The 18,782-nt window shown below is 63.9% G+C and carries 13 protein-coding genes and 1 pseudogene; 5 read left to right on the forward strand and 9 right to left on the reverse strand.

The genetic code is table 11. The features are described from left to right. Window positions 1-114 precede the first annotated feature (114 nt). Window positions 115-1,584 carry a rhamnulokinase gene (locus tag ACQREB_RS00005; RefSeq protein ID WP_427763763.1) on the forward strand — a complete coding sequence of 490 codons (1,470 nt, stop codon included), beginning with the start codon at window positions 115-117 and terminating at the stop codon, window positions 1,582-1,584. A gap of 58 nt (window positions 1,585-1,642) precedes the next feature. After that, the gene (lpxD, locus tag ACQREB_RS00010) at window positions 1,643-2,683 is read left to right on the forward strand and encodes a UDP-3-O-(3-hydroxymyristoyl)glucosamine N-acyltransferase (RefSeq protein ID WP_427763766.1); all 1,041 of its coding nucleotides are present in this window, start codon (window positions 1,643-1,645) and stop codon (window positions 2,681-2,683) included. Window positions 2,684-2,712: 29 nt separating this feature from the next. Here lpxD and ACQREB_RS00015 read toward each other — a convergent pair whose 3' ends face one another. From ACQREB_RS00015 to rho, 3 genes are read right to left on the reverse strand one after another with little or no spacing between them, the layout of a single operon-like run. Next, the gene (locus ACQREB_RS00015) at window positions 2,713-3,117 is read right to left on the reverse strand and encodes a hypothetical protein (protein ID WP_427763767.1); all 405 of its coding nucleotides are present in this window, start codon (window positions 3,115-3,117) and stop codon (window positions 2,713-2,715) included. A gap of 56 nt (window positions 3,118-3,173) precedes the next feature. Next, entirely contained in the window at window positions 3,174-4,952 is a 1,779-nt protein-coding gene (locus ACQREB_RS00020; RefSeq protein ID WP_427763768.1) for a hypothetical protein, read from the reverse strand. Between the two features lie 42 nt (window positions 4,953-4,994). After that, window positions 4,995-6,176: a transcription termination factor Rho gene (gene rho / locus ACQREB_RS00025; protein ID WP_427763771.1), complete on the reverse strand. Its 1,182-nt coding sequence runs from the start codon at window positions 6,174-6,176 to the stop codon at window positions 4,995-4,997. Window positions 6,177-6,511: 335 nt separating this feature from the next. On the opposite strand from rho, the gene mnmA reads away from it, so the two are divergent. Then, window positions 6,512-7,591 (forward strand): tRNA 2-thiouridine(34) synthase MnmA, encoded by a 1,080-nt coding sequence (mnmA, locus tag ACQREB_RS00030; RefSeq protein ID WP_427763774.1) that lies wholly within the window; start codon window positions 6,512-6,514, stop codon window positions 7,589-7,591. A gap of 76 nt (window positions 7,592-7,667) precedes the next feature. Next, the gene (smc, locus tag ACQREB_RS00035; RefSeq protein ID WP_427763776.1) at window positions 7,668-11,444 is read left to right on the forward strand and encodes a chromosome segregation protein SMC; all 3,777 of its coding nucleotides are present in this window, start codon (window positions 7,668-7,670) and stop codon (window positions 11,442-11,444) included. A gap of 15 nt (window positions 11,445-11,459) precedes the next feature. Here smc and ACQREB_RS00040 read toward each other — a convergent pair whose 3' ends face one another. The 3 genes and pseudogenes from ACQREB_RS00040 to ACQREB_RS00050 all read right to left on the reverse strand — a co-directional run. Next, on the reverse strand, window positions 11,460-14,921 hold the full coding sequence (locus ACQREB_RS00040; RefSeq protein WP_427763779.1) for an AAA family ATPase: 3,462 nt from the start codon (window positions 14,919-14,921) through the stop codon (window positions 11,460-11,462). Between the two features lie 21 nt (window positions 14,922-14,942). Further along, window positions 14,943-16,268, reverse strand: coding sequence for a metallophosphoesterase family protein (locus tag ACQREB_RS00045; protein ID WP_427763781.1), 1,326 nt, complete (start codon window positions 16,266-16,268; stop codon window positions 14,943-14,945). 340 nt (window positions 16,269-16,608) lie between these two features. After that, a pseudogene (locus tag ACQREB_RS00050) lies at window positions 16,609-17,103 on the reverse strand (autotransporter domain-containing protein); the annotation flags it as partial. 38 nt (window positions 17,104-17,141) lie between these two features. Here ACQREB_RS00050 and ACQREB_RS00055 point away from each other — a divergent pair. Continuing rightward, window positions 17,142-17,369, forward strand: a complete 228-nt coding sequence (locus ACQREB_RS00055; RefSeq protein WP_427763783.1) for a hypothetical protein — start codon at window positions 17,142-17,144, stop codon at window positions 17,367-17,369. Here ACQREB_RS00055 and ACQREB_RS00060 read toward each other — a convergent pair. The 3 genes from ACQREB_RS00060 to ACQREB_RS00070 form a co-directional block, all read right to left on the reverse strand. Then, entirely contained in the window at window positions 17,329-17,544 is a 216-nt protein-coding gene (locus ACQREB_RS00060) for a hypothetical protein (RefSeq protein ID WP_427763785.1), read from the reverse strand. The two genes, ACQREB_RS00055 and ACQREB_RS00060, sit on opposite strands and share 41 nt — an antisense overlap. 127 nt (window positions 17,545-17,671) lie before the next feature. Beyond that, window positions 17,672-18,094, reverse strand: a complete 423-nt coding sequence (locus ACQREB_RS00065; protein ID WP_427763788.1) for a Fur family transcriptional regulator — start codon at window positions 18,092-18,094, stop codon at window positions 17,672-17,674. 89 nt (window positions 18,095-18,183) lie between these two features. After that, window positions 18,184-18,738, reverse strand: a complete 555-nt coding sequence (locus ACQREB_RS00070; RefSeq protein ID WP_427763789.1) for an NADH peroxidase — start codon at window positions 18,736-18,738, stop codon at window positions 18,184-18,186. Window positions 18,739-18,782 lie beyond the last annotated feature (44 nt).

The following is an 18,782-nucleotide window of genomic DNA, read 5'->3' on the forward strand; positions in this document are numbered from 1 at the left end:
ATCTTTTGCCTTCGGTGCACTTTTTTATTGAGGCATCGCGGCGGCGCCGAAATGCTCAAAAATTGCTCGCCGCGGGAACGCAAATGCGTTTCAATGAGGCAGAAAATTTTGCTTATGAATTACCTTTCACTCGATTTGGGCGCGGACAGCGGCCGCGTCATTCTCGGAACCCTCGAAAACGGAAAAATTTCGCTCGAAGAAATCCACCGTTTCTACAACAAGGCCGTTCCCGTCAACGGTTCCCTGCGCTGGGACGTCGTCCGGCTCTTCGACGAGCTCAAGGCGGGGCTGAAGAAAGTCGCCGACCGCGGCATCGCCGTCAAAAGCCTTTCGACGGATTCGTGGGGCGTGGACTACGTGCTGCTGAAGGGCGCGGAGCCAATGCTCACGGCGCCGTATCAGTACCGCGACGGGCGCACGGACGGCTCCGTCGAGCGCGTCCGCGAGATTATTCCCGACGAAAAGCTTTTCGCCGAATCGGGCATCATGTTCATGGGCATCAACACGCTGTACCAGCTTTTCGAGGACACGCGTTCCCGCCCGGAAATCCTCGCGCTCGCGGACGGATTTCTCAACATCGGCGACTATTTCAACTGGCTGTTTTCGGGCGTTCCCGCGGCGGAGATCTCGCTCGCGAGCACGACGCAGCTCTACAATCCGCGCACGAAGGCGTGGTCGCTCGAGACGGCGGACGCGCTGGGCATTCCGCGGAAGATCTTCCCGAAAATCGTCGCCTCGGGCACGACGCTCGGCAGGATTCTTCCCGCGATCGCCGCGGAGACCGGGCTCGCGCCGGAGACGGAGGTCGTCGCCTCGTGCTCGCACGACACCGGCGCCGCCGTCGCCGCCATTCCCGCGGATTCCGCGACGAACTGGGCGTTCCTTTCCTGCGGCACCTGGTCGCTGATCGGCGTCGAATCGCCGAAGCCGTTCATCAGCGAAACCGTCCGCCGCGCCAACTACACGAACGAAGTCGGCTTCGGGCACACGACGCGCTTTCTCAAGAACATCGTCGGCATGTGGATACAGCAGGAGTCGATGCGCTACTGGAAGGCGCACGGGAACGACACGCCCGCGCCCGAGCTCGACAAGCTCGCCGCGCTCGAACCCGCGCTGCGCTCGCACATCAATCCCGACGACGCGCGCTTCCTCAAGCCCAACGAAATGCCGCAGAAGATCGCCGATTTCTGCGCCGAGACCGGGCAGCCCGTTCCCGAAAACGTCGGGCAGACGATGCGCTGCATTCTCGAAAGCCTCGCCCTCGCCTACCGCAAGGCGCTCGACGACATTTCCGCGCTCGCCGAAAAGCCGATCGACACGCTTCACGTCGTCGGCGGCGGCTCGCGCTCCAAGCTTTTCATGCAGTTCATCGCGAACGCGACCGGACGGACGGTCGTCGCCGGACCCGTCGAAGGCACCAGCTGCGGGAACTTGCTGATCCAGGCGGTCGCCGCCGGAGAGCTCTCCGGGCTCGACGAAATCCGCAAAGTCGTCCGCGCGTCCTTCGACGTGAAGACCTACGTTCCCGCCGCGGACGAACGCGCCGCGTGGGAAGCCGCCTACGAAAAATTCAGGACGCTCTGAGACGTTCCCGCTCTTTCCGCAAAACTTCATCAACCTTAATTCTTCCCCCAAAAAAAACATGGCTCTCGCGTTTTCCCTTGAACAGCTCTGCAACGTCGTCGACCCGATCCGCGTCGAAGGCTCGACGACGGTTCCGCTCTCGAACATCGGCGCCCTCGATTCCGCCAAGCCGGGCGACCTCGCCTTTCTCGGCAACGACAAATACCACGCGCAGGTCGCGACCTGCGAGGCGTCCGCGATTCTCGTTCCCGCGGACTACGTCGGCTCCTCTCCGAAGGAAAATCAGGCCTACATCTTCGTCGAAAAGCCCTCCTACACGCTCGCGCTGATCTGCGGGCAGATCGAGGCGGCGCTCTGGCCGAAACCCGCCGCGGGAACGCACCCAAGCGCGGTCGTCGCGCCTTCCGCGCAGATCGGCAAGGGCGTGCACGTCGGCGCGTTCTGCGTCGTCGGCGAAAACGCGAAGATCGGCGACGGCGTCGTGCTCGAAGCGCACACGACCGTCGGCAACGCCGTCGTGATCGGCGAAAATTCCCGCATCGAAAGCGGCGCGCGCATCGGCGCCTACACGCAGATCGGCGCGCGCGTCCACGTTCTGCCCAACGCCGTCATCGGCGCGGACGGATTCGGCTTCATTCCCGTGGACGGAAAAATCGAGAAGATTCCGCAGATCGGCAACGTCGTCATCGAGGACGACGTCGAAATCGGCGCGGGAACGTGCATCGACCGCGCGCGCTTTTCCTCGACGCGCGTCGGCAAGGGCACGAAGATCGACAATCTCGTCCAGATCGGACACAACTGCGTCATCGGAAAATACTGCTTCGTCTGCGGCCAGGCGGGCATGGCGGGCTCGACGACGGTCGGCGACTACGTCACGCTCGCCGGGCAGGTCGGCCTCGCCGGGCACATCAAGATCGGCGACAAGGCGACGATCGGCGCGCAGTGCGGCGTGCTCGGCGACGTCGAGCCGGGCGCGACGATGCTCGATTCGCCCGCGATCCCGATTGGCCTCGCGAAAAAGCTCATGGTGCTGAAGATGCGCCTGCCGGACATGTTCTCGCGCATCAAGGCGATCGAAAAGCAGCTCGCCGACAAATAAGAAGCGGCGCCCCGCTTGCTTTTGAATTTTCAAACGCAAAGAACGCGAAGAAAAATTTTTAGGGGGAGAAGCGACATTCCTGTCGCTTTTTTGAAATCCTTCCCAAACAAATTTTTCCCGCAGATCTCGCGGATTTCCGCAGATTTTTGAAACCGCGAATTGCTCGAAAAGGAGGGTAAGCGTCCCGCTTGCCCTCTTTTTTCAACAGGGATTGCGGGGATTTTGAGGGATTTCTTTTTTGGGAGCGGGTTTTCTCGAAGGCTTTTCTCTCCGCATGAAATGCGGAACAAAAATAACCCCATGCGGCGCGACGCCGCTTGGGGACGAGGTCGAAAAAACACGCGCCTGAAAGGCGCAACTTCCCGCGGATTTCCGCAATTTTTTTGAGTCCTCGAATTGCCCTCTTTTTTCTCTTCCGCGACTTTCCGGTTCAAATAAAAAACGCGCGGGAAGGTTCCCGCGCGTTTTCGCGTGTCGCCGCCGGAGCGGATCAGCCGATGGTCGCCACGTCCGGCTCGAAGGCGATTTCGATGCGGTACTGCTGGCCCGGGCGCAGGTTCAGCGGGTGGTTGCGGATGAAGGTCTGATAGTAATAGACCTTGCCGCAGCGCGTGCGCTGGGTCGGATCCTGCGAGACGTCCTCGTAGTTGAGCCATTCGCCCTGGAAGTCGTCCTTCGGAATCGTGCAGCCGAGGCTTTTTTCGCCGAGACGGAAGGAGGCGCCGAGGTGGTAGCGGCTGTGGCACGCCGCGAGCGGCATCACCATGCGCATCTGCGAAAGCGTCGCGGGCTGCTTGACGGAAAGCGTGTAGCGGGCGAGGATTCTGCCTTCGAGGAATTCCCATTCGACGCGCATGGAGCCCACGCCGGGAACGATCTTTTCGTCCTTGGTGATGAGATCCGGCTGCTCGTAGGAGACCGTGAAGGCGTTCTTCATGCCGATGCGCGTTGCGACGTTCTTCGCGTAGAACGAGGGCGTGAAGGTCTCTTCGCCGATGACGAACTCGGGGATGAACGCGGGAACGTACTGCCCGACGGGAACGTCGAAAATGCCCGGCATGTGCGGGAACGCGAGCGAATCCGAGCCGCCCTTGGCGCCGCCGGAGACGATCGGAATCTGCACGTGCAGGCGGGTCTTCGGGTTCTGATAGACGATGAGCGCCTGCTCCTTGCGTCCGCACTTGTCGAAGGAGATCGTGCGGCAGGTCGCGCGCGTCGCGGGCGCGGGAACGGCGTCGCCGAGCGAACCGCCGACGGTCTTCGCGAGGCGCGACCACTGGCAGAGATAACGCGCCGCGTCGAAATTCGCGATGCGCGTCGTGTGCACGTCGTCCGTGTCGCGTTCGCCGTCGCGGATGACGAGGAAGCCCTGCTCCTGGTCGAGATACGTGACGAAGAAATACAGGAAGAGGCGGCGCAGAACGTCCTTGTAGAGCGGCATCTTGTCCGCCGGAATCCAGCCGTCGCGCATCGACTGCAGGATGATGCTGATGAGGTGCATCTGCCCGTAGGCGCCCGTTCCCGCGCCGAAGCACCAGCCGAGCCCGTCCTGGCGGACGAGGTCGGGGATGAGCTTCAGGTATTTTTCCGCGTAGGTGCGCAGCGTCGGCAGCTTGCGTTCGCGCAGGTGGATGTTCGCGTGGAGCTGGAGCGACTGGCGGATGAAGACGTACTGCAGCACGCCGTAGACGTCGTAGCAGCCGCCGAGCGCGGCGGGCGCCTCGGGCCCGCGCGGAGCGTCGTCGCAGAATCCGCCGGAGGAATTGGCCTTGACGCGTTCGATGAAGCGTTCGATCAGGCGCCCCGTCTCGTCCTTCTTGGAAAGGCCTAGCGAAAAGCGCGTGACCGCCTTGCCGACGTTGAACGCCTGGCGGTGGTCGTTGTAGTCCGTGCGGACGAGAAGGCGCTTGTCGAGCAGCTCCTGCGCGGCGGCGTCGAGCTTCGACCACGGCGCGTTGCGGTCCTTGGAAGGTCCGAAGGAAAGCAGGCCGAGCGCCGCGTAGGCGAGCCCGTTCTCGGACTCGGTCTCCTGGTTGAGCTGCGCGGCGACGCAGCGGGCGACGAGATCGGCGACGTCCGCCTTGCCGATTTTCGTCTCGTGCGTCGCGCGGTAGAATTCGCCGAGCGCGAGCGCGGCGTGCCCGGATTCGTCCGAGCGGGGATTTTCCCCGGGAACGGGAGCGATGGTCCCGTCAGCGTTAACGGCTTCGATGTTATGGCTCAGAATCGCGCGAGCCATGTCCATGCATTGTTCTGCAAAATTATGCATCTGCGGTGTCTTACTGGTTTTTAAGGTATCGTTCGATTTTTGTCATCCCGCGCGAATAAGTCGAATAAAATCTGCGTTCGTCTTCGTCTTCGCGAGGCGGTCCGTCATCGCTTCGGCGACGTCCTCCGGCTTGCCCGCGACGACGGCGCGGCGCAGGAAGGACGCGGCCTCGAGCGCGGCGGGAGCGAGAATCTGCTCCTCCTTGCGCGTTCCCGAGGCGGCGAGATTGATCGCCGGCCAGATGCGCAGCTCCGCGATCTTGCGGTCGAGCACGATCTCCATGTTTCCCGTGCCCTTGAATTCCTCGAAGATCAGGTCGTCCATGCGCGAGCCCGTCTGCACCAGCGCCGACGCGACGATCGTCAGCGTTCCCGCCTCTTCGGTCGCGCGCGCCGAGGAGAAGATCTGGCGCGGCTTTTCGAGCGCCTTGGAGCTGATGCCGCCCGTCATCGTGTTTCCGCGCGGCGCGACGTTGTTGTAGGCGCGCGTCAGGCGCGTCAGCGAATCGATGAGCAGCACGACGTCCCTGCCGACTTCGACCTGGCGGCGCGCGCGCTCGATGCAGATTTCGGCGATGCCGATGTGCGTCTTCGCGGATTCGTCATTGGAAGACGCATACAACTCCGCCTCGGGCAGATCGCGCGCGAAGTCCGTGACCTCCTCCGGCCGCTCGTCCACGAGCAGCACCATGATCTTCACGTCGGGATAATTTTCGCGGACGCCGATCGCGATGTCCTTCAGCAGCGTCGTCTTGCCAGTGCGCGGCGGCGCGGCGATGAGCCCGCGCTGGCCCTTGCCGATCGGGCAGAAAAGATCGACGACGCGGTTCGTCATGCGCCCGTCCTTCGTCTCCAGCACGAGCTGGCGGTTCGAGCTGAGCGGCGTCAGCGTCTGGAACTGCGGGCGCCGATGGCGCTCGTTCGGGTTGACGCCGTCGATCGAATCGACGTAGCTCACTTTCGCGTTCGCGTGCCCTTTTTTCTGCTGCGCCTTGGCGACGACCCAGCTGCCGGTCTTCATCTTGAAGCGCTTGGCGATTTCCTTGGGCACGAAAGGATCCGACGGGAACGCCTTGCCGCGGCGCTTCGGGGAGCGCAGCGAGCCGTTGCCCTTCGCATCGAGCACGAAAACGCCCTCGACGACGATTTCCTCCGGGGCGGGAACGCCCGCCGGCGCGACGCTCCGCGCGTCTCCGCTGTTCTTCTGCGAATCTGTTTCGCTCATGATGGTCTTCTGTCCTGTAAGTGTTCTGTAAATATTCTGTACATGCGCTTTCCGCAACGCGCGGCGCGGGAACGCGGCGAGGCGCGGCCGTGACGGGAGATTGCGGCGTTCCCGCGTCGTTCGGGGAACGAAAGACTTCCGGCGGAGAAACTTGAGAACGCTCCGTGGTTCCGAAAATCAACACGGGCAGTGTTTCACAGCGCCCGCCTCCGCGCAAGCGCAAAATGCGCGGAAAACCGCCCGCGCGGCGCGCGTCCTAAAATCGACTCCGCGGCCCCGTCGCCTGAAAATGTGCTTTCGTCGCGGGAGCGGCGAGGATAGGCTTAGGCGCAGTTATGGCAAAAGTTCTGGTGGCTCTTTCCGGAGGCGTGGACAGCGCCGTCGCCGCGCTCCTTCTCAAGCGCGAGGGACACGACGTCCACGCCGCCTACATGCGCACGTGGATGAACGAGGAAGGCGGAAAATTCCTCGGCGAATGCCCGTGGGAAGACGACGTCGCCAACGCGCGCGCCGTGGCGGAAACGCTCGGCATCCCCTTCAAGATCGTCGATCTGATCAAGGACTACCGCGAGCACGTCGTCGCGTATCTGGTGGACGGATACCGAAGCGGGCTCACGCCGAATCCGGACGTGCTCTGCAACCGCGAGATGAAGTTCGGCGTCTTCGCGCGCAAGGCCTTCGCCGACGGCTTCGATTTCGTCGCGACCGGACACTACGCGCGCCGACGCGACAACGCCGACGGCACGACGGACATCCTCTGCGGGAACGACCCGAACAAGGACCAGACGTATTTTCTCGCCCTGCTCCGCCAGGAACAGGCGCGCCGCGCGCTCTTTCCCGTGGGGCATCTGCTCAAGCCGCAGCTGCGCGAGCTCGCCGCCCGGGCGGGACTGCCGAACGCGAAGCGCAAGGACAGCCAAGGCATCTGCTTCATCGGCAAAATCCGCATCAACGATTTTCTCGAGCAGTACATCCCGCAGAAACCGGGGAAAATCGTGAACACGGCGGGCAAGGTGCTCGGCGAGCACAAGGGGCTTTTTCACTACACGATCGGCCAGCGCCGCGGCATCAACGTGCCGTCCAACGCCGACAACGAATACTACGTCGTCGTCGCCAAGCGCTTCGAGGAAAACGAGCTCGTCGTCGCCTTCGACCATCCGGAGACGGCGGGAACGCTCTACACGTCCGAATCGCGCGTGCACAATCTTTCGTGGCTGAACCGCCCGCTGACGGAAAAGTGCGAAACGCTCGTCCGCGTGCGCTACCGCGACGCCTCGACGCCCGTCGTCTTCACGCCCGACGGGAACGGCGGCGCGCATCTTGCCTACAGGCACGTGCAGCGCGGCATCGCGCCCGGCCAGATCTGCGCTTTCTACGACGGCGACGTCCTGCTCGGCGGCGGCGTCTTCGCGTGAAGACGCGTTGAAATCCGCGGCGCTTTGCTTTAGGCTCGATTCTTTTCAACCGCAAAGAAATTTCAAGTTCGCAACGATGTATCTGAAACAGCTCGTCATCAACGGATTCAAAAGCTTCGCCGACCGCACGCGCGTGGAGCTCCGCCCCGGAATCACGGCGATCGTCGGACCGAACGGCTGCGGAAAATCCAACATCGTGGACGCGATCCGCTGGGTGCTCGGCGAACAGAGCGCCAAGGCGCTGCGCGGCGGCTCGATGCACGACGTCATCTTCTCGGGAACGGACAAGCGCAAGCCGCTCCAGTACTGCGAAGTCGAACTCGTCTTCGCGGAATGCGAAAAGGAGCTCGGCACCGCGTTCAACGAAGTCTCCATCGTCCGCCGCGTGACGCGCGACGACTCGTCGGACTATTTTCTCAACGGCAAGGCGTGCCGCCTGCGCGACATTCAGCGGCTCTTCATGGACACGGGCGTCGGGCGCGTCTCGTATTCGTTCATGGTGCAGGGGCAGATCGACCAGATTCTTTCCGCGAATCCCTCGGAGCGCCGCACGCTCTTCGAGGAGGCGGCGGGCATCACGCGCTACAAGACGCAACGCAAGGAGGCGCTGGGCAAGCTCGCGCTCGTCGACCAGAACCTCGCGCGCGTCACCGACCGCCTCGACGAGCTTTCCCGCCAGATCGCCTCGCTGAAGCGCCAGGCCTCCAAGGCGCTGCGCTGGAAACGCCTCAGGCACCGGCTGACGCATCTCGATCTCGCGAGCCAGGCGTTTCAGTTCTGCGGGCACCGCGAAGCCGTCCGCGAGACGGAGGCCGCCGCGGGAACGCTCCGCGAAACGGTCGCCGCGCAGCGCGCGGATCTTTCGGAGCGCGAGAACATGCTCGCCTCGTCCAAGGTGCAGCGCAGCGTGCTCCGCGAAAAAATCGAAAACGCGCAGCAGATGATCTTCGCGCTGCGCTCGGAAAAGGAAAACGCGGAGGCGCAGATCAAATTTTCGGAAGTGCGCTCTCAGGACCTGCGGGAACGCATCGCGGGCATCGAGCAGGAAATCGCCGCCATCGCGCTCCGCCGCGACGAGCTGGAGACGCGCATTCAGGGCGGAGGCGACTCCAAGCTGCGCAGCGCGGGCGACGTCTCCGCCGCCGACGAAGCCTTCCGCGTGCGCCAGCGCGAGCTCGACGAGACGCTCGCGCGCCTTTCCGCGCTCGAACGCGAAATCGCCGTCGCGCGGCAGGATCTGCTGATGCGCGAAAACGAGATCACGCGTTCCCGCTCCACCGTGACGAACATCGAAGTCGATCTGCGCACCTCCGAAATCCGCCACGCCGAGATCGGCAACGCGCTCGCGCAGCTCCGCGAGGCCCGGCACGCGCTCGACGCGCGCGTCGAAGAAGCGCGGACGCTCGCCGAAGCCCGCCGCGCCGACCACGCGCGCGCGCAGCAGGCGGTGGAGGAGTCCCGCGAAAAAAGCAAGGCGCTCGCGACGCGTTTCCGCGAGCAGCAGCAGATCATTTCCGGACTCGACCGCCAGGTCGCGCGCACGTCCGCGCAGCTCTCGATGCTCGAACAGCTGCAGGCGAAGTTCGAAGGCTTTTCCTCCGGCGCGAAGGCGATTCTCAAAGGTGAGCTCGCCGAAGTCGTTCCCGCGGGAACGGCGAAGCCGCTCAACGCGCTGATTTCCGTGCGCGAGAACGTTTACGCGCCCGCGGTCGAGCTGCTGCTCGGCTCCGCCGCGGAAGCGCTTTTTCTGGACGAAGACTCCCGCGTCGCCGCGCTGCTGCGGGAGCTCGGCGAGCGCAATCTCGGCGGCGCCGTGCTCGCGCTCCCGCCGCACGAGGCGCCCCGCTCCGCGCCCGCCGGACTGCCGGAATTTCTCCGCCCCGCGGGAACGCTCGTCGAAGCGAAGATTCCCGAATTCGCGCCGCGCCTCGCCGCCCTTTTCGAACGCTGCTTCGTCTGCGACGACGCCGCGCAGTTCCTCGACTTCTGGACGACGCGCCCGGACTTCGACTTTCTCCTCGTCGCGACGCTCGACGGCGAGCTCGTGGACTGCCGCGGGCTGCTGCGCACGCGCGCGGGCGGCGAAAAGACTTCGTCCGCCTTCCGCCGCGAAAGCGAGATTCGTGAGCTGCGGGAACGCCTCGCCGCGGAAAACGACGCGCTGACCGAAGCCAACCAGCGCACGCTCGAAATCCAGTCGGAAATGGACGCGACCGAAGCCGAGACCGAAGAGCTCCGCGTCTCCGCCGCCGCGCTCGCGCAGGAAGTTTCCGCCATCGCCGCGGACGAGCGCGCTGCCGAACGCGCGCTCGGCGAAAACGAACAGGCGCTCGCGCGGCAGGAAAATCTCCTCGCCGAATTCGAGCGTTCCCGCGACGCCGCCGTCGCCAAGATGGAGGCGGCGAAGCACGTTCTCGAAACCGGAGAAAGCGCGATCGCCGCCGCGAAGGAGGACATCGCGCGGCGCGAATCCGAAATCGCCTCGCTCCGCGCGGAGGCGGACGAGCGCCGCGAAGCCGTCAACGAAGTCCGCTTCGACCTCGCGCAGAAGAAGCAGCAGCTCGAAATGATCGAGCGAGAAGTCGCCGAAGTGCGCCGCCAGCTCGCCGATCTGCAGAGCCGGATCGACGTGCGCGAAGGCGAAAAGCGCAACGCCGAGGCGCAGATCGCCGCCTTCGCGGAACAGGCCGCGAACGCCGCGGCGCGCGTCGCCCAGCTCGCGGAAACGCTCGAAAGTTCCGGCGGCGCGCTCGAGACGCTCCGCGCCGAATCGCAGAGCGTCGAGGCGCGCATCGAGGAGCTCGACGCGTCGATGACCAGCGACCGCAACGCGCTCCGCGAAAACGAGACGCGGCTAGGCGCGCTCGAAGTCCGGCTCACCGAAGAAACTTCGCAGTGCACGTTCATCGCGGAAAAAGTCTCCACCGAATACCAGCTCGACGTCGCGGGCGTGGACTGGAAGCGCAGTCTCTGGAACGCCGACGAGGAGCTCGAGACCAAGGTGCGCTTCGACGAGCTCGAAGAGGACGACGAGAACGGCGCCGCCGCCGAACGCCCGAAGCCCGCGCGGCGGGAACGCGGCGAGCCGACGGAGGAAGACCTCGCCGCGATGGACGACACGGACTGGGCGCCGCTGCGCCGCGAAGTCGCCGACCTGCGGGAACGCCTGCTCTCCATGGGCGCCGTCAACCACACCGCCATCGACGAATACGCCGACCTGCGGGAACGCTACACCTTCCTCAAGACGCAGGCGGACGACCTGTGGAGCTCCAAGAACGAGCTCGTCAAGGCGATCGACGAAATCAACGCGACCTCGCAGAAGCTCTTTTCCGACACCTTCGAGCAGATCCGCAAGAACTTCAAGTTCACGTTCGACCGCCTCTTCCACGGCGGCGAGAGCGACCTGCAGCTCGTGCAGGCGGAAGACGTGCTCGACAGCGGCATCGAGATCATCGCGCGCCCGCCGGGAACGAAGCTGCGCAGCATTTCGCTGCTCTCCGGCGGCCAGCGCACGATGACCGCCGTCGCCCTGCTCTTCGCGATCTACATGGTGAAGCCGTCGCCGTTCTGCGTGCTCGACGAGCTCGACGCGCCGCTGGACGACGCGAACGTCGGCCGCTTCACGGACATCGTGCGCGAGTTCACGCGCTACTCGCAGTTCCTCGTCGTCACGCACAACAAGCGCACCGTCTCCGCCGCGGGAACAATCTACGGCGTGACGATGCAGGAACGCGGCGTGACGCAGCTGCTCTCGATGCGCTTCAACCGCGAAAGCGGCGACACGGAAACGACGGGCACTGTCACGGAATCGCCGACGCTCGGCAAAGGCGGCGCCTTCTCCATGGCGCGCTGAAGCCCGCGTTCCCGCTTACGCTTTTTCGACGCGGACGACGCTGCCGCTCTCGCCTTCGCGGCGGACGGCGAGGCGCACCGGAATGCGCTCCTTCAGCTCCTCCCGGTGCGAGATGACGCCGACGCGCCGACGGCTCTCGCCCGCGATTTCGCCCAGACGCTCGAGCGCGTTCAGCACGTCCACGAGGCTCTTCTGGTCGAGCGTGCCGAAGCCCTCGTCGATGAAGAGAACGTCCGTGTTCAGGTCGGCTCGGTTGAGCGAAGAAAGCGCGAGCGAGAGCGCCAGCGAAATCTTGAAGCGCTCGCCGCCGGAAAGCACCGTCGAGCTGCGCACGCAGTTTTTGTTGAGCCGGTCGCGCACGAAGACGGAGAGCTGCTCGTTCTCGTCGACGCAGGTCAGCTCGTAGCGCTCGTCGATGCGGCTCAGGTAAATGTTGGCGTTCGCGAGCAGCGGGCGAAGAATGCAGGACTGCACGAGCGTGCGGAAACGCGTTCCGCCGAAACATTTGTCCAGTTTTTCCCACTTGGCGAAACGCGTTTTCGCCGCTTCGAGGCGCGTTTCGATTTCCTTCAGGCGTTCCCGATTGCCGGCGTCCGCCTCCAGCTCCTTCCCGATTTCGCCGAGACGCGTCGCGAGCGCGGCGAGGCGCTCGTCGAGAGCCGCTTTTTCCGCCGCGAGCGGCGCCTCCGCGGGAACGTCCGCCTCCGTCGCGACGCCGAGGTTTTCCAGGATTCCGGCGATCTCGAAGCGCGCTCTTTCGGCGTTTTCCGCGGCGGTTTTGCGTGCGGCGCGGACGTCCGCGATTTCGCTTCGCGCGGCGGAGACTTCGCGTTCCCGCGCGGCGAGCTTCGCGAGCTCCGTTTCCGTCGTGCCGTTCTTTTCATAAAACGCGGCGAGCGCGGTTTCGTTCTCGCGGATTTCGCCTTCGCGGGAACGCAGATTCAGCGCCTGCGCGCGCACGTCGCCGGCGAGCGTGTTCCACGCGCCGGCTGCGTCGCCGAAGAACGCGGCGGGAACGCGCGGCGCGTCCTTCCATTCGGCGTGATTTTCGAGCACGCCCGCGCGCACGGCGTCGAAGCGCGCCGCCGTCTCCTCGGCGGATTTCAGGTCGCGCGTCGCCGCCTCGCACGCGTCCTTTTCTTCGGCGTAGGCGCGCGCGTCCGCGGCGAGACGTTCCCGCGTCCCGGCGCAATCGCTTTCCCATTCGGGGGAAAACGCGGCGAGGCGAGGCGCGAGTTCGTCTCGAAGTTCTTCGATTTTTTTCGCGGCGGCGTCCGCGGCGCGTTTCCGCGCGGCGATTTCCGAATCGTTTTTCGCGAGCGCTTCCCGCGCGGCGGCGAACGCCTTGTCCGCCTTCGCCTTCTCGGCGTCAAGCGGTTTTTTCTCGCTGTTGAGCTTCGCGATTTCCTCCGAAATCTTTTCGGCGGCGCGCTGTTTTTCGCTCAGCCCCGCCAGCTCTTCTTCGAGCGCGGCGAGCGCCCCGGTGATCTGCTCCGCGAGCGGCGCCCCGACGTCGAGCCCGAGCGTTCCCGCCTCTTCGAGCAGCTCGTCCAAAATTTTCGCGGTCGTCTTTTCCGTTTCCGAGAGACGCTCGCGCTTGGCGGCGATCACGCCTTTTTCGGTGTTGAATTTTTCCTCCGCTTTGCGGCTCGAGCCCTCGGCGGCGTCCCGCTCCTTCTTCGCCGCGTCGCGTTCCCGTTCGAGCGGAGAAAGAATCGCGCGGAACTCCTCTTCGTCGCAATGCATTTCGAGAATCTTCTGACCGCAGAGCGGGCAGACTTCCGCGTGCTCGTCGCGCAGACGTTTCCGCAGGTCCGTCAGCACCTCTTTCGTGCTCGTCTCCATCAGCCCGAAGCGTTCCCGCGCGGCTTCAAATTTTCTCTTCGCGTCCGCGAACGCTTTTTCGGCAGCGATTTTTTCCGCCTCGAGTCCGCTCAAAGTCTTTTCCCGCTCGGCGATCGCTTCCGCGAGTTTTTTCGTTTCTTCGACGGCGTCGGCGTGGCGCCTGCGCTCGTTTTCCAGATTTTCCAACGCGCCTTTGCGTTCGTGCGCCTCGCTGATTGCGCGATTCGTCTCCTCGGGCTCGAGCTCCGCGCGCGCTTCCGTCCGCGCGTCGATTTCGCTCTGCTTCGCCGTGACCGACGCCGCCGTCTCTTCCGCCGTTTTCCGCGCGGCGTCGAGCTTCGCGTCGAGCTCCGTTTTCTTCGCTTCGAGTTCGCCGCGCTCCCGCGTCGCCGTCGCTTCGCGTCCGCGTTCCTCGTCGAAGCGCTTGATTTTTTCGCAGAGCGTTCCCGCGTCCGCGTAAAGCGGCGCGCGCGGAGCCTGCGCGTCGAGGCGTTCCCGCCGTCCGCGCAAGGTTTCCGCGAGCGTTTTCGCCGCCTCGCGCCGTGCGAGCAGATCCGCCGAAAGCGCGTCGAAGCGGGCGCGGAGCGAGGGCGTTTCCGCGAACAGCTTTTCGCGTTCCCGCCGCGCCTTCGTCAGCGCGTCGAGCGATTTCCGAGCATCCGCGCTCGCGTCCCACGTTTCGACGAGCGCGACTTTCGCACGGAAATCTTCGCCGGCGATCGTTTCGCCGAGTCGCGCGGCTTCCGCGTCGGCGCGGTCCCGCAGCTCCTTCCGCGTCGCGAAATCGCGCAAGGTTTTCAGCTTCCCTTCAAGCTCGACAAGCGCGGCTTTGCAGTTTTCGCGCTCGCCGGATTTTTCGTCACGTTCCCGCGCCAGCGCGTCGAGTTTCTCCTGCGGGAGCGCGCCCTTCGCCGCCTCGTCGAACTGAGCGTTGACGATGTCCACGTCGCCTTTCGCCCGTTTTTTGAGATTGGAAATCGCCGTGCCGTAATGCGAAAAATGCTCCGTGTTCGTCAGGCGTTCCAGAATCGTTTCGCGTTCTTCCTTCCCGCCGACGAGAAACGCCGCGAACTGCCCTTGCGCGAGCATCGACATGCGCGAAAACTGCTCGAACGAGAGCCCGACGACGGAAAGGATTTCTTTGCCCGTTTCCTTTCCGGAAACTTCCGTTCCGTCCTCCTTGCAGCGTAGCGTCCATTTTGGGACTTTGAAATTCATGGTGCGCGCGCGCCCCAATTCCAGTTTCGCGCGATAAGTCTTCCCGTCGTTTCCTTCGAAGACGAGTTCGCTGTAACATTCATCTTTCGAGGAAATGCCCAAACGCGTGTACTGTTCGACGGCGTTTATGTAGATTTCCTTTCCGGAAAAATCTTCGACGAAAACATTTTTTGAGCGAATCAATCTTCCGTTTTTTGGGGATTTTACGTTCATGCTCTCGACGCGCGGCGTCGTCTTGTAGAGCGCGAGCGAAATCGCGTCGAGAATCGCGGTCTTGCCCGAGCCGGTTTCGCCCGTGATGAGAAACATCTGAGCGGGCGCGCCGGTCGCGGCGTCCGTGAGATCTTTTTCGAAATCGACGTCCGCCTCGCGGATCGAGGCGATGTTGCGGATATGGAGTCGTTTGAATTTCATGGCGTTCGAGATTTGAAATTTTCAGGCGTTTTCTTCGTCGGCGTCTTCGTCGTCGTTTTCCGCCGTTCCCGCGGACTTCTTTTTTCGCGCGGCTTCTTCGGCCTTCTTCGCCGCTTCGTCGTCGAGGCGCCGCGCCTCCTCGCGCACTTCTTCGAAAAGCCCGCGGACTTCGTCGATCTCCAATCCGGGATAATCCGCGATCGTCTTTTCGATGAACTCGAGCGGATCCGCCATCTGCTGCAGATCGGCGACGGCGAACACGGGCTTCTCCGCCGACGCCTCGGACGGCGCGGGAGCGCCTTCGACGACGTGCTTCGGATTGAAGCGGATTTCGCCGCCGAAGGGCGCGATCGCTTCGTAGATTCTCTGCGAAAAATCGGCGGGAAGATCCGCGTCGTGGCGCACGCGCAGGCGGAAATAGCCGCTCTTCTTTTCCTCCGCGAAACGCTTCACGGCGGCGACCGCCTTCTTCGCGTCCGCGAACGCCTCTCCGCTTTCGGGCAGCACGTGAAAATGGCGCAGTTCGTCGATGCGCAGCGGCGTGACGCGGACCGAGCCGCCGTGCCGGTCGATTTCGACGAGGCTGACGCTGTGCGGGAACGTCTCGTCGCAGCTCACGTGCAGCGCGCTGCCGGAATAGCGGCGCACGGGCGCGGGCAGCTCGACGCTTTCGCCGGGAACGTCGGGCTTCTCGCCGAGCGTCTGCGGACGGTGAATGTGCCCGAGCGCGAGATAGTCGTAGCCCTCGCCGAGCACCGTCGCGGGAACGGTCGCGATGCCGCCGATCTGGTCGTGCCCGGTCGTGTCCGAGTCCGCGAGCGCGAGGTGCGCCGTCATCACGACGGGCTTGCCGTCCGCGTTCTCCGCCGCGATTTTTTCGAGAATGCTCTGAATCTGCGCCGTGCGCGTGCCGTTCATGTGCGGGAGCGCGACGACGTAGCCCTTCGCCAGGCGCACGATGAAGCGTTCCCGCCAGTACTCCGCGTCGCCCTCGACGACGTCCGCGAACGGCGGCGGCGTTCCCGCGACGTGCGCGTCCGCGAGTTCCCAGAGTTCGCGGTCCGCTTCGAGACGAGACGCCGAATCATGATTGCCCGCCGTGACGACGATGCGCATTTCGGGACACCGCGCGTGCAGGCGCACGAAATGCGCGTTGAAGGCCTTTTTCACGGCGGCGGACGGCTGCGGCACGTCGAAGACGTCGCCGCTCACGACGAGGGCGTCGGGCTTTTCGTCGACGCACCATTTTTCGAGCTGCGCGAAGAAATGCGCGTGCTCGTCGGCGCGCTCGTAGTTCTGGTAAATGGTCTGTCCGAGATGCAGGTCAGCAGTATGGATAATCTTCATGGCGCATTTCCATGCAAAAAAAATGCCAACGCGCGGCACGAGGTTATTTTTGTTCCGCGCTTCAAACGGGAACGGGAAACGGATAATGGATAACGGATAATGGATAATGGATAACGGATAGTGAATAATGAATAATGGATAATGAATAGTGAATAGTGAATAGTGAATAGTGGATGGCGCAGGTCCCGGCGAGGCGGCTGTTGCTCAGCGTTCCCGCGGCTTTTTGGGGAAGCGACTTTCCAGTCGCTTGTTGAAGTTTTTTTTTAAGGAAATTTTCTTTGAAGGATTCCGAAAAGCGACAAGAATGTCGCTTCTCCAAAAGCGCGCGAACGCGTGCGCTTCACCATGCGAAGCGCACGCCGACGTTCGCGTTCAGGTTCGTCTCGTCTTCGCGCAGTTCCGTCGAGACGCCGCCGAAGAGCGACGTGTTCCCGCTCAGCGGGAGCGACGCCGTCACGCCCAGCTGAAGCGCATAGCGCGAAGGATCGTCGTAGCGCGCCGTGAAGCCCGCGCCCGTGTCCGCGAACTCGGCATCGACGCCGCAGCTGCGCTCGCCGAACTCCGCCGTGAACAGCGCGTACGCGCCCGCGCGCGCCTTCGCCGCGTCCGAGAACGGACTCGCGAACTCGAAGTCCGCGCGACCGCCCACGCCCGCGAGCCACGTGAGCGCGTCCTGGTCGCCGCAGCGCAGCGATGCGTCCGCGCCGCTTTCCGTCCACCCCTCGATCGTGTTCCACGCGACGCTCAGACTCGCCACCGGCGAAAGCTTCGCCCAGTCCGCGACCGCGAACGCGTACGACGCCTCGTAGCTCAGCGCCGCCGTGAACCCGAGCGTGTCCCCGCGCGTCCGCGCCCAGGCCTACCGACGCCGTCGTGCCGTCCGGACTCAGCGCGAAATTCGCCAGAGCGAGCGTTCCCGCGGCGGAATCCGTCGCTTTGAGCGCGGCGGCGTCGCCGAGCGGCTGCGTCTGCGCGGAAAGGTCGATCGTCACGTTCGCGCCGGAGAGCGTGACGATCGCCGAGCCCGTTCCCACCGCGTCCATGATCGCGCCGGAAACCGTCAGGTCGCCCGTCGCAGAGATTTCGCCGCGCCCATTTTGACGTCGCCGAGCGCGAGCGCGCCGCCGAGCGTCAGCGCGCCGCCGACGGTTTGAGCGCCCGCGCCCGAGAAGGAGACGCCCCTGGTCGCGAAAATCGCGCCGCCGTCGCCGGTGGAAGCTGTGTTCCCCTCGAAGGTCACCGTGGAACCGTCGCCCGAGAAGACGATGGTCCCCACTCATGCGAAGCGAAAAGCCTTCGAGAAAACCAGCTCCCAAAAGAAATCCCTCAAAATCCCCGCAATCCCTGTTGAAAAAAAAGAGGGCAAGCGGGACGCACTGCCCTCCCGTGAGCGGGAAAAGGCGTCAGCAGGCCTTTTGCGGGTTTTCGGCTCGGCAGCGCGCGCAGGTGCCGCGCACGTAAAAGTGGAATTCCTCCGCGGCGTCGCCCGCCGGGAGCTGTCTGCGGACGGCGGCTTCGTCGATCGGGAAATCCTCGATGCAGCCGCAGCGGACGCACTTGAAATGCCCGTGAATCGTGGTCAGCGAATCGAAGCGCATTTCCTTTTCTTCGATCGTGATGAGCTTCGCGGCGCCCTTTTCCGCGAAGAGGCGCAGCGTGTTGTAGACGGTCGCGCGCGAAAGCGTCGCGAATTCGGGAGCGAGCGCGAGGTAGATTTCCTCGGCGGTGGGGTGCGTCATGTGGTCGCGCAGATAGGCGTACACCGCCGTGCGCTGCACGGAGGGGCGAATGCCGCGTTCCTGCAAAAACTCTGCCGCTGACTGCATCGTCGTTCCCGCAATAAAATTCTCGAAAGAAAAACCGCGACCGCGGGAACGTCTCGTGCTCCCGCGGCCGAGGCCGAAATCCGGAAAAATTATTTTCCGAAGTAACGGTTCAGCAGGCCTTCGAAAGCCGCGCCGTGACGGGCTTCGTCCTTGCACATTTCGTGAACCGTGTCGTGGATCGCGTCGAGGCCGAGTTCCTTCGCGCGCTTGGCGAGCATGAGCTTGCCTTCGCAGGCGCCCTGTTCGGCGTCCACGCGCATCTGGAGATTCGTCTTCGTGCAGGGCTTGACGACGTCGCCGAGGAGTTCGGCGAACTTCGCCGCGTGTTCGGCTTCTTCGAAAGCGATGCGCTTGTAGGCTTCGGCGACTTCCGGGTAGCCTTCGCGGTCGGCCTGGCGGCTCATCGCGAGGTACATGCCGACTTCCGTGCATTCGCCCATGAAGTTCATGTTGAGACCGTCGACGATTTCCTTGTCGACGCCCTGAGCGACGCCGATGCGGTGTTCGTCCGCCCAGACTTTCTTTCCGGAGGTTTCGACGACTTCCTGGAACTTGGAAGCCGGAGCTTTACATTGCGGGCACTGCGCCGGGGGCTGATCGCCTTCGTGCACATAACCGCAGATCGTGCATACGTATTTTGCCATATCTTTGTTCTTTCCTTGTTGGGATTGGAATGAAGTGATTTTTG

The organism is Candidatus Spyradosoma sp. SGI.093 (assembly GCF_050314555.1).
GTDB lineage: Bacteria > Verrucomicrobiota > Verrucomicrobiia > Opitutales > UBA953 > Spyradosoma.